Source organism: Bacillus sp. N5-665, from assembly GCF_022637375.2.
GTDB lineage: Bacteria > Bacillota > Bacilli > Bacillales > Bacillaceae_G > Bacillus_A > Bacillus_A wiedmannii.
Map to the genome: position 1 here is coordinate 711,578 of NZ_CP093325.1, position 13,852 is coordinate 725,429.

Here is a 13,852-nt window from a genome sequence, read left to right on the forward strand (position 1 = left end):
AATTATGGCAGAGCGTCAATCACTTGAATCGTATATTACACAAGCAGAGCAAGCGGTGGAATATGCGAAAGAACAATTAGATCAAGGTATGAGACAAGAGCATTATAATACGATGGAGTATTCAGATGCACAGTTACAATTAGAACAAGCATATAACGATTTACAAACGATGCAGCAACATGCGAATGATGAGCAACGTGAGCAGTTAAATAGAGCACGCATGGCAATTCGCCAACTGCAACATCAAATGATTATTACACCGCACTAATAAGGAGTGAATGTAATGGCGAAACGTTCAGATCAAAATAACCCAGAGCAAAAAACGCAAAATGGACATAACGCTGAGTTTTCAAATGAGCTTGATCCGGTTGTGCAAGTGAAGCAGCGTAATAGTAAAAAAGGACAACCTCAAAGATCAAAACAATCAGAGTAAACCAGGTCGCAATATGACCTGGTTTTATTTTGCTATATGACAATAATGTAAGATTTCTGTAAGGTTTGCTGATAGTTGTAAGCTTACTTTTCCAGTAGAGTAAGGGAGGATTAAATTTTGGACAAGGAGTTGCTTTATGGGGAACAACATTACAAACAAACGAATTGATGAGTTAGATTACATTCGTGGCTTCGCATTACTGGGGATTATTTTAGTAAATATTCTAGCGCTACTGAATATTAAAGTGCCAGATCCTAATACAGTAGATGCTAGTTATCAAAGGTTTCTATACTTATTTGTGGAAGGTCGTTTCTTCTCGATTTTCTCATTCTTATTTGGAGTAGGATTCTACATCTTCATTACAAGAGCGATTGCGAAAGGGAAGAATGGGTACGTTCTATTTCTACGCCGCGTAGTTGCACTATTTATTTTTGGTTTAATTCATCAAATGTTTCAGCCTGGAGAAGCACTAGCCTTATACGCAATTTGTGGATTAGTCGTTTTACCGTTTTATAAAGCGAAAAAAGAAGTGAATTTAGTAATTGGTCTTATTCTTACGATAGCTTTTAGTATTATGGCAGCTAAGGAATTATTACCATTAGGTTTAATTTTATTAGGTCTTGCTGCAGGGCAGTATAAAGTGTTTGAAAATCTTTCAGTGAAAATCAAACAAGTCGCTATTTTTACAGGCATTATGTTTGTTTTAAGTGTAGTAGCTATATGGTATCAATATGGGCATGTTCCTGCTAATCCATTTGTAAATATGATAATTATGAATGAAGATGGAACAATGGAAGCTGCAGGTCAATTCTTAAAAATTGGTGTTACAGTTGGACCAATTATTTCAGCTTTCTATGTAGGAGCATTAATTTTATTACTTCAGTTAAAACCAGTTCAAACATTGTTAGCACCATTGAAATACTACGGTCGTATGGCTTTAACGAATTATATCGGACAAACTGCAATGATTTTAATTGCTGGTAGTGTATTTAACTTTGCAGAAAACTTAACGTATATTCAGACGTTATATGTGTGTATCGCAATTTATGCAATTCAAATTGTGTTTAGCGTAATTTGGATGAAAATCTTTAAGATGGGTCCTCTAGAATGGATTTGGCGTGTTATTACGTACTGGACGGTAACACCTTTAAAGAAATAGACTGTTCCTTTTGTGGAACAGTCTATTTTTATTGTCATCTTTTTTCGATAAGTCGATATTCCTTTGAGAATCGCCGATAAAATTTCATTTATCAATGAGGTTGATCCAAAAGAAAACGAACCTTACACGCACGCCTTTTTTATATTACAAAAGTGTAAGGTAATTGTAATGTTAACAAATAGCAGTTCTCTTCTAAAAGGCGCAAAATAAGTAATGGAAAAACAAGCGTAGGAGGATATATATGACGAAACCAGTTGTAGACGTGAAAAACGTTCAAAAAGTGTACGGTAAAAAAGGTGAGAACCAATCACACGCGTTAAAAGGTGTTTCATTCTCAATTCAAGAGGGTGAGTTTGTTGGAATTATGGGACCATCTGGTTCTGGTAAAACGACATTATTAAATGTAATTTCAACGCTTGATAAAGCAACGGGCGGCGTTGTTGAAATTGCGGGTACGGATATTACGAAAATGAAACAAGGTGAGCTTTCTGATTTCCGCTCACAAAAATTAGGATTCATCTTCCAAGACTTTAACTTATTAGAGAACTTATCTATTTATGAAAACATCGCACTTCCGCTTTCCCTTCAAGGTGTTTCATCACGTAATATTGGACCGAAAGTAGAGAAAGTAGCGAATATGCTAGGGATTACAGAAATTCTTCAAAAGTATCCATCTGAAGTATCTGGTGGACAAAAGCAGCGTTCAGCAGCAGCGCGCGCGCTTGTGCATGAGCCAGCAATTATTTTAGGGGACGAGCCAACAGGAGCTCTTGATTCTAAAAATGCAACGAGCTTACTTGATGCGATGACAAACTTAAATAAAGATCAAAGCGTATCGATTATGATGGTTACGCATGATCCGTATAGTGCAAGTTACTGTCAGCGTATTTTGTTCATTCAAGACGGTGAACTGTATAAAGAAATTCATCGCGGTGGTACGCGTGAAGAGTTCTACAAAGAAATTTTAGATGTACTTGCAGATTTAGGTACACAAAAAGCGTAAGAAAGGAGGTTCCAGTATGTTATTTAAACTTTCCATGTCGGGGCTGAAAAGTAAGCTGAAAGATTATATCGTCTTACTTGTTGGTCTTGTCATGTCTATCTCAATTTTTTATATGTTCCAAACGTTAGCGCTGAATAAAACGTTTATCGAATCTAACTCAGTTATTCAATCAATTGGATTCGTATTCCAAGCAGGTTCATTTTTACTAGCCATTATAACGTTCTTCTATATTTTATATGCGAACTCTTTCTTATTATCTCTTCGTCAAAAAGAGTTTGGTATGTATATGATGTTAGGAGCAAAAAAACATAAAGTTACATTGCTTATGTTTATTGAAACGATTGTATTAGGTGCTGCGTCTCTTGCAATTGGTATTACAGTTGGTGTAGGACTTGCAGAAGGTATCGGTCAATTATTAATGAAACAATTGGAATTCGCTGGTGAAGGATATAAAGCATTTTATCTACCATCTATGACTGTTACTTGCATTTTCTTCTTCGCACTATTTGTATTATCAGCAATTATGAACAGTATTAAGTTATCACGTATTTCTGTACTGCAACTTGTACATGCAGATGCACAAACAGAGCGTGTTGCAGTAAAAGGAAAAATGACAGGTGTCGTTGCAATCCTTGCTGTTATTTTATTAGGAATTGGCTATGCATCAATGATTTATATGGAAAAACTAAGAGAAATGGGAATCCTTATTGCATTAATTACAACAACAACTGGTACTTACATGCTATTTGGATCACTTCTTCCAGTTATTATTAAAAAGTTAAAAAGTAATAAAAAGCGTAGTGAAAAAGGGCTTAACGCTTTTACATTTGCTCAATTAAATTTCCGCATTAATAGTTTAACGAAAGTACTTGCGACAGTAGCGATGTTAGTAGCGCTTGGAGCTGGTGCGATTTCAGGTGGTATGGCGTTTAAAAATAACGTTATAAAAATGGTTGATGGTTTAGTAATATATGATTCAGTAGTTCATAATCCAACAGCTGAAGAAAAGAAAATTTTAGATGGTATTACATTTAAAGAGAAAAATGAATATCGTTACAAAGTTGATGATAAATATGTTTATTACGTAAAAGAAGATTTAGAGAAAAATCGTCCTTTAATAAAAGATATGGCGAATATGAAGTCGATGAAGGATTTAGTGAATACAAAGAACGTCTCAGCGGAACTACCAGTAGGTGCAGTTTCTAGAGAAATGAATGAAAAAGATGCGAATACTAAAGAGCTTTCAGTAGAATGGGTAGATGCTTTTAGTACAATTCATCCCTATTATATAAGCGAAGATCATGCAATTAAAATTGTAGATCAAAAAATGTACGATGGGATAAATGGCAAAGAAGGTATAGCATTTATCGGAAAAACAGAAGACTTTTTAACATATACAAAAGAATGGAAAAAACTTGACGAGTTGCAGCTAGATAAATATAAAAATGTAACAGCTGAAAGAATGAGCAGTAAATATCAAACTTACGATATGTTCTATGGGATTGCGAGTGGAACAGTATTTATGGGGTTCTTCCTTGGTATTGCATTCTTAGCAATGATGGCAAGTTGTTTAATGTTTAAAATTCTTTCTGGTGCATCAAAAGATATTACGCGTTATCAAATGCTTCGTAAAATCGGTGTGCGCCGTGAGTTATTAACGAAATCGATTTATAAAGAGCTATTCTTAGTATTCTTATTCCCAGCAATTCTAGGTATCGCTCACGTATTAGTTGGTATGAATATTTTCGGATTTATTCTAGTTGATCCGTACTTCCGTATTTGGGTACCAATCGTAATTTTTGTAGTTATTTATGCGATTTATTACTTCATTACAGTTCAATTGTATAAAGGAATTGTTCTTCCAAAAGAAGATTAATAGGGAAAAAGTCGAGTGAAAGTGCTCGGCTTTTTGTATTTTCAGAAAAAAACACTTTAATGTTACTGAAATATATAATATAATATAAATAAGTAACATAGTATGTGAGTATCAGCAACCGAAAAGTGAAAGGAGGAATCCGATCTATAGGAAGAAGCTGAATTTGTACCCCCCTATTTTTTCTACCCACACCGTATTTGTACAATCATAAATTTCTAAATGAAAAATTGTCGTAAGAGTATATTGTGAAAATAATGGATAATACATGGAAATCTCATAGCATGATAAGGTAAAATGGACAGGATAATGAGAAAATTACCGTTCATAAGATGAGGAGATACATGTATGGAAGTTGTAGAGGCATTAAAAGATATAAGCCAAATTGAGGATATGAAAAAGTATTTAAAAGAGCACTCGCAGCGAGATTATCTTTTATTTGTTATTGGGATCAACACTGGATTAAAGATTACGGAGCTACTTAGTATGAAATTTGAAGAGGTATTAAATGAAGATGGAACTGTTAAAGAGTTTTATTCTCTTCCTGTAAAAGATGAAAAATTTAAACAAGATATTTATTTAAATACAAAAGTAAAAGAAGCGCTTTTAGAGTACGTACAATCTATTGATACTCAAAGAGAAAACTACGTATTTCAATCTAATAAAACGACAAATTCAATCTCGCGCCAACAAGCGTATCGTGTTATCCATAGCGCAGCTGAAGCGGTTGGGATTGTTGGAAAGATTGGAACGAATTCAATGCGAAAAACATTTGGATTTCATGCGTACAAAAGAGGAATAGCGATTGCGCTATTGCAAAAGCATTTTCATCACGCAACTCCATCAGAGACGCTCAAGTATTTAGGAATCTCAAAAGATGAGAAGTTTAAAACAGAGATTGATGTAGATTTGTAAAAGCCGTAACTAAAAACTTTAGGAGGCGGAAAATATGAATATTAGAGAGAGTGAACTACCGGGCATTGGATGTAAATTCGAAGTGATAACAAAAGGTAATGAAAAAATGGTTATCGTTATTCATGATGATGGTCGAAGAGAAATGTATCATTTTGATGCGGATCACGATGAGAGTATTTCAAGCATTTCTCTTCGTGATTCTGAAGCGAGACAAATTGCGGCTATATTAGGCGGAATGGTATATAGGCCGCAAGCGCTAGACACAATTGAGATGGCTTTTGAAGGATTATCAATTGAATGGTTTAAGGTGGAGAATAATGCACCAGTAGTACAACAAACAATTGGTAGCTTACATGTCAGAAAAACATATAACGTAACGATTATTGCTATTTTGAAAAAGAATATGAAGAAATTCTTTAATCCAGGTCCAGACTCTATTATTGAAGCTGGCGATATGCTCGTATTATCGGGTGAAAGACATGAAGTGAAAAGAATTATTAATGAATTGCTTTCAGCAGGAGGTGATTCCTAATCGATGGATACTTTAATCTTTGAAGTTGGAACTGCGTTAGTATTAGTAGCTTTTGCAGCTATCCTCGCTGCGAAGTTAAAGTTCTCGATTATTCCGTTTCTCATTATACTCGGTATGTTAGTGGGGCCTCATGCCCCAGATTTAGGACTTATCGATTTAAGGTTTATTGAAAGCGGAGAAGTTATTTCCTTCCTCGGCCGTGTTGGCGTCATATTCCTCTTATTCTACTTAGGTTTAGAATTCTCAATAAAAAAATTAATTAAATCAGGAAAGTCGATTGCTTTTGGGGGTAGTGTTCATATATCGCTTAATTTCATATTAGGTTTACTTTATGGATATGTTATGGGATTCCCCTTATTAGAAACATTAATTATTGCTGGAATCATTACAATTTCATCGAGTGCAATTGTTGCAAAAGTAATTGTTGATTTAAGAAGATCTGGTAATAAAGAGACTGAATTAATATTAGGAATCATTATGTTTGATGATATCTTTTTAGCTGTATATTTATCAGTCGTTTCAGGGTTAGTACTCGGTGGTGCAACATCATTTGTAGGTGCTCTTACATCGGTGTTAATCGCGGTAGGGTATATGCTACTATTCTTTGTAATCGCTAGAAAAGCTACGCCGTTTTTAAATAAAGTATTAGATATTTCGTCAAACGAAATTTTTATTATCGTAATATTCGCTATTTTATTCTTTGTAGCAGGATTTTCAGAAACGATTCATGTTGCTGAGGCAATTGGAGCATTATTGTTAGGACTCGTCTTTTCTGAAACAGAGCATAGTGATCGGATTGAGCATCTCGTCGTTCCATTTCGTGACTTCTTTGGAGCCATATTCTTTTTCAGTTTCGGTTTAAGTATAGATCCGTTTTCACTTGGAGGAGCAGTGTGGTTGGCATTAGGAGCAGTTTTCATTACGCTCATCGGTAATTTTACAGCTGGAATGATGGCGGGACGTAAAGCCGGGTTATCGCATAAGGCTTCTACGAATATCGGTTTAACCCTCGTATCACGCGGAGAGTTCTCCATTATTGTAGCCAATATCGGCATCGCGGGTGGTTTAATGGCAACGATTAAACCGTTCTCTGCACTGTACGTTTTAATATTAGCATCGTTAGGACCGTTATTAACGAAGGAGTCTGGGAGAATATACTCTCTACTAGATAAAATATTTAAATGGAGTGCGAAAGAACGTGCGAAGCGAGAAAAAGAAGTTGGATAGTATAAAAAAAGGGAGACTGCATGAATTTCATGCAGTCTCCCTTTTTTTTATATATTGTTGTTGATGTCGTTTTTCGTCGGTAAGTCGATATAATTAGAAAATCGCTGATATATTTTTAAGTAGCAATCCATATAATTTCATTTACCGAAAAACCATTATCTGAATTTCATCAACTATTAATCAGTTGCCTTCCTATTTAAAAACGACTACAATTTTACTGTTATAGATGAACGAAAAAATAGAATAGGAGGGGAGACTATGCCAAGGAAAGTATGGCTATTAGTAGCTGGGATGATTATTAATGTCACGGGTGCTTCTTTTTTATGGCCTTTTAATACAATTTATTTGCATGATCACCTAGGAAAATCTTTATCTGTGGCCGGAATGGTATTAATGATCAACTCGCTTACTGGTGTAATCGGAAACTTGCTCGGCGGTGTTTTGTTTGATAAATGGGGCGGTTACAAATCAACTTTAGTAGGGATTGTCATTACACTCGTATCGATTTTAGGTCTTGTGTTCTTCCACGGTTGGCCGTTATATGTTGTGTGGTTAGCATTAATCGGCTTTGGTTCTGGAATGGTCTTCCCATCGATGTATGCGATGGTCGGTACGGTTTGGCCAGAGGGCGGAAGACGAGCATTTAATGCGATGTATGTTGGGCAAAACGTTGGTATTGCGATCGGAACAGCGTGCGGTGGTTTAGTTGCATCTTACCGTTTTGATTATATTTTCTTAGCCAATTTTGTTTTGTACTTTGTTTTCTTCTTAATTGCTTTTATTGGATTCCGTGGTATGGAAGACAAGAAAGAGCCAGGAGTGCAAAAAGAAGTCGAAACGAAAAAAGGCTGGACACTTACACCAGGATTCAAAGCACTTCTTATCATATGTGTAGCATATGCTTTATGCTGGGTTACATATGTACAGTGGCAAGGGGCGATTGCGACTCATATGCGGGAATTAGATATTAGCCTCCGCCATTATAGTTTATTATGGACGATAAACGGAGCGATGATTGTTTGTGCGCAGCCACTTGTTAGTATGTTAATTCGCTGGATGAAGCGTTCTTTAAAACAACAAATTATGATAGGAATCGTCATTTTTGCGGCGTCATTTATTGTGTTAAGTCAAGCGCAGCAATTTACGATGTTCCTCGTTGCGATGGTGACGTTAACAATCGGTGAGTTATTCGTATGGCCAGCAGTTCCGACCATTGCAAATATACTTGCACCAAAAGATAAGTTAGGGTTTTATCAAGGGGTTGTAAATAGCGCAGCGACTGTAGGGAAAATGTTCGGACCGGTTGTTGGCGGAGCAATTGTTGATTTATACAATATGGAAGTATTGTTTATAGCAATCATGGTAATGCTTGTAGTAGCGATTATTGCAACGAGCATGTATGATAAACGAGTAAAAGTAGAAGAAACAGTTGAAGAAAAAATTGCAGTTTAGTTTGACGGAACATGTAACATGTTTTAGAATATATTTAAATAAAACAACCTTTTGAACAAGGGAGATAGCTCGGCTGTCCTAAGACGAATTCGTTAGTTAGTAAGAGTAACGATTAACCGAGAAGCCTTAGCTTTAAGTAAGCTCTTTAGAGATACGAAGTGGTGGGTAGTTCACATTAACTTATATTTGTAATAACAGTGAGAAGGAGTAGTAGTAATAGAAGCTGGTTTAGAGAGTTGACGGTCGGTGCAAGTCAATCCACGTTTCGTTATGAACTCGCCTTTGAGTTGCAGTTGTGAAACTAACAGTAGCAATTGCCGTTAATCCACGTTACGGATCTAAGCGAATGTATATTTGTACATTAATTTAGGGTGGTACCGCGGGAATCTATAACCTCTCGTCCCTTTCTAGGGATGAGAGGTTTTTTGTATTTTGGGCGGTGAAAATAAATAGAATTTCAAGGAGGGTATCTCATGAGCTTTAATCATCAAAATATTGAGAAAAAGTGGCAAGGGTACTGGGAAGAGAATAAAACATTCCGTACGCCAGATGAGACAGAAAAACCAAAATTTTATGCACTAGATATGTTCCCATATCCATCAGGTGCAGGTCTACACGTAGGACATCCAGAAGGTTATACAGCGACAGATATTTTATCTCGTATGAAGCGTATGCAAGGATATAACGTTCTTCATCCAATGGGATGGGATGCATTTGGTCTTCCAGCAGAGCAATATGCACTTGATACTGGAAACAGCCCGGCAGAATTTACAGAGCTTAATATTAATACGTTCCGTAATCAAATTAAAGCATTAGGCTTCTCTTACGATTGGGATCGTGAAGTAAATACAACAGATCCAAACTACTACAAGTGGACACAATGGATCTTCCTAAAACTATTTGAAAAAGGCTTAGCTTACGTTGATGAAGTACCTGTAAACTGGTGCCCAGCACTTGGTACAGTACTTGCAAATGAAGAAATCATTGACGGTAAGAGTGAGCGCGGTGGACATCCAGTTGAGCGTCGTCCGATGAGACAGTGGATGTTAAAAATTACAGCTTATGGAGATCGTCTATTAGAAGATCTAGATGAGCTTGATTGGCCAGAAAGCTTAAAAGATATGCAACGTAACTGGATTGGTCGTTCTGAAGGTGCAGAAGTACACTTCAACATCGATGGTACAGACGAGAAATTCACAGTTTTCACAACGCGTCCTGATACACTATTTGGTGCAACATATTGTGTACTTGCTCCGGAACATGCACTTGTTGCAGAAATTACAACAGCAGATCAAAAAGAAGCTGTAGAAGCTTACATTAACTCTGTTAAAATGAAGAGCGATTTAGAGCGTACAGAACTTGCGAAAGAGAAAACTGGTGTATTCACTGGTGCTTACGCAGTTAACCCAGTAAATGGTGAGAAATTACCAATCTGGATTGCTGATTATGTTCTTGCAACTTACGGAACAGGTGCTGTAATGGCAGTTCCAGCTCACGATGAGCGTGACTATGAATTCGCATCAGTATTCAATCTTCCAATGAAGGAAGTTGTAAAAGGCGGAGATATTACGAAAGAAGTGTACACAGGTGATGGTGCACACGTAAACTCAGCATTCCTTGATGGTTTAAATAAAGAAGAAGCAATCGCAAAAATGATCGAGTGGCTTGAAGTAACAAGCGCAGGAAATCAAAAAGTAACGTACCGTCTACGTGACTGGTTATTTAGCCGTCAACGTTACTGGGGTGAGCCAATTCCAGTAATCCATTGGGAAGATGGCACAATGACAGCTGTGAAAGAAGAAGAATTACCATTAGTTCTTCCGAAAACAGAAAACATCCGTCCTTCAGGTACAGGTGAATCACCACTTGCTAACATTGAAGAGTGGGTAAACGTTGTTGATCCTGAAACTGGTAAAAAAGGTCGTCGTGAAACGAATACAATGCCACAATGGGCTGGTAGCTGCTGGTATTACCTACGTTACATCGATCCAAACAATAGCGAAGCACTTGTAGATCCTGAAAAAGTAAAACAATGGCTTCCAGTTGATATTTATATCGGCGGAGCAGAGCACGCTGTACTTCACTTACTATATGCTCGTTTCTGGCATAAAGTATTATATGATATCGGTGTAGTTCCAACGAAAGAGCCGTTCCAACAATTATTCAACCAAGGTATGATTCTAGGTGAAAACAACGAGAAAATGAGTAAATCAAAAGGTAACGTTGTAAACCCTGATGATATCGTAGCAAGCCACGGTGCAGATACACTTCGTCTATATGAAATGTTCATGGGACCATTAGATGCTTCAATCGCTTGGTCTGAAAATGGTCTTGATGGAGCTCGTCGTTTCCTAGACCGTGTATGGCGCCTATTCATTCAAGATAACGGTGAATTAAGTGAGAAAATTACTGATGCACCAAATAAAGAGCTTGAAAAAGCTTACCACCAAACAGTGAAGAAAGTAACAGAAGACTATGCAGAGCTTCGCTTCAACACAGCGATTTCTCAAATGATGGTATTCATCAACGATGCATACAAAGCTGAAACACTTCCAAAAGAATATGTAGAAGGTTTCGTAAAAATGATTGCACCAGTTGCACCTCACATCGGGGAAGAACTATGGAGCAAACTTGGTTACAATGAAACGATCACATATGCAAGCTGGCCAACATTTGATGAGTCTAAACTTGTAGAAGATGAAGTTGAAATCGTTGTTCAAGTTATGGGCAAAGTTCGCGCAAAACTAACAATGAGTAAAGACGCATCAAAAGAAGAAATGGAACAACTTGCACTTGAAGCAATTCAAGACCAAATCGAAGGAAAAACAGTTCGTAAAGTAATTGTAGTTCCTGGAAAACTTGTTAACGTTGTTGCAAACTAATTCATTCTAAATAAAAGCTCAGAGTATTTATACTCTGAGCTTTTTTGTGTGAAAAATAATCTCAGGATCACCTTCATCTAAGTTTTCAATCATTCCACTGCGTATAAAACCGTTCGCGTTAAATACTTTCTGCATACTTTTATTCGATTTGTTCGTTGAAGAAAAGATTTTTTGAGTAGGAGAATGACTTAACATATATGAGATTAGCGAGCTTGCATAGCCTCGCCTTCTTTTGGCTGGCGAAACAATGATTAATGAGAGGAAAGTACAACCAAAAAAATTTGTATCATATGTTAGAAAACCCAAAATAGAATTGTTTTCTTTTACAATGATGCATCTGCCCTTATCAATAGTGTGTTTAATATAATCTCGTCTACTATCGTCTCCGATTACATCAATATCAATATGTAAGATTGCATCTAAATCATTGATAGAAGCCTTTGTTACGTTTTTCAATAGAAACACCTCCTAGAAAAATATTCAGTTAATTAATTTTATCATGAATGAAGAAAAAGGAGCGGAATTCCAATAAAGACAAACACCTATTCTTCTATAGGAAATATGATAAAAAAGGTAGGCTAAATTGAGTAGAAGAGGTGAAAGGAATGAAAGGGATGGACAATAATGCACCACATGGCTTCTTCGGAGGTGGATCGGGTAGTTATGAACAAATGATGTTAATGGGAGGAGCTGACCAACAAGGGTACGGTGGAATTCCGAGCTGGATGGGTGGAGCAGCAGGAGGATTTCCAACATCGGTAGCTGGCATGCAAACTGGAATGCCTACATTAATGGGAGGGTTTTCGACATCAGGGGCTGGAATGCCTACAGTAACAGGAGGATTTCCAACATCAGTAGCTGGCGTACAGACAGGAATTCCAGTAGGAGCACCAACTACATTTCCTTCTTTCATTGGAGGAGTACAGACAGGATTTCCGGTACCGGGAGTAGGTGTTGTAGCTGGAGGAATAGGTGGGTATCCGCAAGGTGTTCACGGTCATCATGTACATCATCATCACCAGGGACAACATGGCCATCATGTACACCATCATCACCAAGGTCATCAAGGTCATCACCACCATCAAGGCCAGCACGGTCACCATGGTCATCATCACCAAGGCCAACAAGGTCATCATGGTCATCATCACCACCAAGGCCAACACGGCCACCATGGTCATCACCAACAACAAGTACATCACCACGGTCAACACCACATTCATCCGCAAGCTGTTCTTTATCAAACGCATCAAGGCCAGCACGGTCACCATGGTCATCATCACCACCAAGGCCAACACGGCCACCATGGTCATCATCACCATCAAGGCCAACAAGGTCAACAGAGCCACCATGGTCAGCAGGGGCAACAACACCAGCAACACCAACAATATCAGCAATATCAACAACAGCAACAATCTTCTCCTTGGGCAGGTGGAATTGGAGCAGGGGCAGCAGGGGCAGCAGGGGCAGCGGCAGGAGCAGCTAGCATTAGTGGAGCAGCAGGACACGCGGGACACGTGGGTCATTAATGAATTGCATAAAAAAAGACATAATAAAAAACTGCTAGGAAATCCTAGCAGTTTTTTTCAGCTTCTTGGCGCTGACGTTCGATTTCAGCACGAAGTTGTGGCTCTGGTGCTTGCCAGCCTTCTGGTTTTAGAATTTTGCCATCGCCTTCGCGGAATCGAGGTTTCCCATCAGGGAATAATTTTGCCATGTTTGCGTTATTTACAATTTCGAATCCTTTATCTGGACGTACGCCCATTTCTGCAAACGTTCCGAATGCAAAGTAAATAAGGTCAATAAGTGCATCGTATTGATCTTCAACAGTCGTTGCTTCTAGAAATTCTTCTAGCTCTTCTTGCATAAAGCTAGCACGAATTTTTGTGCGCTCTTCTGCTAGTTTTGTTGGTGTATTTGTCACAGGATGCCCGAATACTTCATGCATTTTCGCAACAAGTTCGTATCCTTTATCTAAACCTTTTTCGTTTGTCATGTTGTTTCATCCTTTCTCACTTTGTCCGAATCTCATTGTAACATAGGGTGATTATGAAATGAAAAGGGACTGTTCAAAAGTTTCATCTTTTAGTTAAGATAGCGATAGTGAAAGATTATATCGACTTAATGACAAAACCTGTTAAAAAAAGAAAGCCATCCCGCAATACTTTTGGGACGGCCCTGCTCGTTATTTTTCTTCTTTTATTAAAATGGATAAAATAAGGTCGATGCCAAACATACCAACGAGCAACATTGGTATAACGACAAGTAAATAACGTGTGAAGGAAACATTTTTTAAGTATGTATGAGCAAATAAAAAGACGCCGAGAAATAAAATACCATTTAAAATAGGCTTTACTAATTTTTTAGACATAAGCTCCC

14 protein-coding genes and 1 other annotated feature are annotated in these 13,852 nt (G+C 37.5%); of the genes, 11 read left to right on the top strand and 3 right to left on the bottom strand.

The genetic code is table 11. The features are described 5' to 3' along the window. Positions 1–4: 4 nt before the first annotated feature. From MNO09_RS06040 to leuS, 10 genes are all read left to right on the top strand, one after another. Positions 5–268, top strand: coding sequence for a YtzC family protein (locus tag MNO09_RS06040; RefSeq protein WP_000840869.1), 264 nt, complete (start codon positions 5–7; stop codon positions 266–268). A gap of 15 nt (positions 269–283) precedes the next feature. Continuing rightward, positions 284–433 carry a hypothetical protein gene (locus MNO09_RS06045; RefSeq protein WP_001129345.1) on the top strand — a complete coding sequence of 50 codons (150 nt, stop codon included), beginning with the start codon at positions 284–286 and terminating at the stop codon, positions 431–433. A gap of 136 nt (positions 434–569) precedes the next feature. After that, positions 570–1,592, top strand: a complete 1,023-nt coding sequence (locus MNO09_RS06050) for a DUF418 domain-containing protein (protein WP_000527740.1) — start codon at positions 570–572, stop codon at positions 1,590–1,592. A gap of 241 nt (positions 1,593–1,833) precedes the next feature. Beyond that, the gene (locus MNO09_RS06055; RefSeq protein ID WP_000165857.1) at positions 1,834–2,595 is read left to right on the top strand and encodes an ABC transporter ATP-binding protein; all 762 of its coding nucleotides are present in this window, start codon (positions 1,834–1,836) and stop codon (positions 2,593–2,595) included. 16 nt (positions 2,596–2,611) lie between these two features. Continuing rightward, positions 2,612–4,471, top strand: a complete 1,860-nt coding sequence (locus MNO09_RS06060) for an FtsX-like permease family protein (protein WP_000897807.1) — start codon at positions 2,612–2,614, stop codon at positions 4,469–4,471. Positions 4,472–4,816: 345 nt separating this feature from the next. Then, the gene (locus MNO09_RS06065) at positions 4,817–5,383 is read left to right on the top strand and encodes a tyrosine-type recombinase/integrase (protein ID WP_000454228.1); all 567 of its coding nucleotides are present in this window, start codon (positions 4,817–4,819) and stop codon (positions 5,381–5,383) included. Between the two features lie 34 nt (positions 5,384–5,417). Continuing rightward, a complete protein-coding gene (locus MNO09_RS06070) occupies positions 5,418–5,915 on the top strand; it encodes a cation:proton antiporter regulatory subunit (protein WP_001026048.1) in 498 nt (165 codons plus the stop codon). A gap of 3 nt (positions 5,916–5,918) precedes the next feature. Next, the gene (locus tag MNO09_RS06075; protein ID WP_000380164.1) at positions 5,919–7,142 is read left to right on the top strand and encodes a cation:proton antiporter; all 1,224 of its coding nucleotides are present in this window, start codon (positions 5,919–5,921) and stop codon (positions 7,140–7,142) included. Positions 7,143–7,400: 258 nt separating this feature from the next. Further along, positions 7,401–8,594 carry an MDR family MFS transporter gene (locus tag MNO09_RS06080; RefSeq protein ID WP_088107410.1) on the top strand — a complete coding sequence of 398 codons (1,194 nt, stop codon included), beginning with the start codon at positions 7,401–7,403 and terminating at the stop codon, positions 8,592–8,594. A 188-nt stretch (positions 8,595–8,782) separates the two neighbouring features. Continuing rightward, positions 8,783–9,002: a binding site (T-box leader), on the top strand. A gap of 65 nt (positions 9,003–9,067) precedes the next feature. Further along, positions 9,068–11,476, top strand: coding sequence for a leucine--tRNA ligase (leuS, locus tag MNO09_RS06085; protein WP_000009480.1), 2,409 nt, complete (start codon positions 9,068–9,070; stop codon positions 11,474–11,476). Between the two features lie 27 nt (positions 11,477–11,503). Here the strand turns inward: leuS and MNO09_RS06090 are convergent, their stop codons facing one another. Beyond that, the gene (locus MNO09_RS06090) at positions 11,504–11,932 is read right to left on the bottom strand and encodes a GNAT family N-acetyltransferase (RefSeq protein ID WP_000800322.1); all 429 of its coding nucleotides are present in this window, start codon (positions 11,930–11,932) and stop codon (positions 11,504–11,506) included. A gap of 149 nt (positions 11,933–12,081) precedes the next feature. Here MNO09_RS06090 and MNO09_RS06095 point away from each other — a divergent pair, with 149 nt between their 5' ends. Continuing rightward, positions 12,082–13,002: a hypothetical protein gene (locus MNO09_RS06095; protein WP_088107409.1), complete on the top strand. Its 921-nt coding sequence runs from the start codon at positions 12,082–12,084 to the stop codon at positions 13,000–13,002. 44 nt (positions 13,003–13,046) lie between these two features. Here the strand turns inward: MNO09_RS06095 and MNO09_RS06100 are convergent, their stop codons facing one another. Next, a complete protein-coding gene (locus tag MNO09_RS06100; RefSeq protein WP_000180553.1) occupies positions 13,047–13,469 on the bottom strand; it encodes a pyrophosphohydrolase domain-containing protein in 423 nt (140 codons plus the stop codon). A gap of 189 nt (positions 13,470–13,658) precedes the next feature. Next, entirely contained in the window at positions 13,659–13,844 is a 186-nt protein-coding gene (locus MNO09_RS06105) for a hypothetical protein (RefSeq protein WP_000038782.1), read from the bottom strand. Positions 13,845–13,852: the final 8 nt, after the last annotated feature.

Excerpts from the sequence above, each read along its gene's own strand:
- MNO09_RS06095 (WP_088107409.1), top strand. The coding sequence starts at position 12,082 with ATGAAAGGGATGGACAATAATGCACCACATGGCTTCTTCGGAGGTGGA.
- MNO09_RS06065 (WP_000454228.1), top strand. The coding sequence starts at position 4,817 with ATGGAAGTTGTAGAGGCATTAAAAGATATAAGCCAAATTGAGGATATG.
- MNO09_RS06100 (WP_000180553.1), bottom strand. The coding sequence starts at position 13,469 with ATGACAAACGAAAAAGGTTTAGATAAAGGATACGAACTTGTTGCGAAA.
- MNO09_RS06105 (WP_000038782.1), bottom strand. The coding sequence starts at position 13,844 with ATGTCTAAAAAATTAGTAAAGCCTATTTTAAATGGTATTTTATTTCTC.
- MNO09_RS06060 (WP_000897807.1), top strand. The coding sequence starts at position 2,612 with ATGTTATTTAAACTTTCCATGTCGGGGCTGAAAAGTAAGCTGAAAGAT.
- MNO09_RS06070 (WP_001026048.1), top strand. The coding sequence starts at position 5,418 with ATGAATATTAGAGAGAGTGAACTACCGGGCATTGGATGTAAATTCGAA.
- MNO09_RS06040 (WP_000840869.1), top strand. The coding sequence starts at position 5 with ATGGCAGAGCGTCAATCACTTGAATCGTATATTACACAAGCAGAGCAA.
- MNO09_RS06075 (WP_000380164.1), top strand. The coding sequence starts at position 5,919 with ATGGATACTTTAATCTTTGAAGTTGGAACTGCGTTAGTATTAGTAGCT.
- MNO09_RS06050 (WP_000527740.1), top strand. The coding sequence starts at position 570 with ATGGGGAACAACATTACAAACAAACGAATTGATGAGTTAGATTACATT.
- MNO09_RS06045 (WP_001129345.1), top strand. The coding sequence starts at position 284 with ATGGCGAAACGTTCAGATCAAAATAACCCAGAGCAAAAAACGCAAAAT.
- MNO09_RS06055 (WP_000165857.1), top strand. The coding sequence starts at position 1,834 with ATGACGAAACCAGTTGTAGACGTGAAAAACGTTCAAAAAGTGTACGGT.
- leuS (WP_000009480.1), top strand. The coding sequence starts at position 9,068 with ATGAGCTTTAATCATCAAAATATTGAGAAAAAGTGGCAAGGGTACTGG.
- MNO09_RS06080 (WP_088107410.1), top strand. The coding sequence starts at position 7,401 with ATGCCAAGGAAAGTATGGCTATTAGTAGCTGGGATGATTATTAATGTC.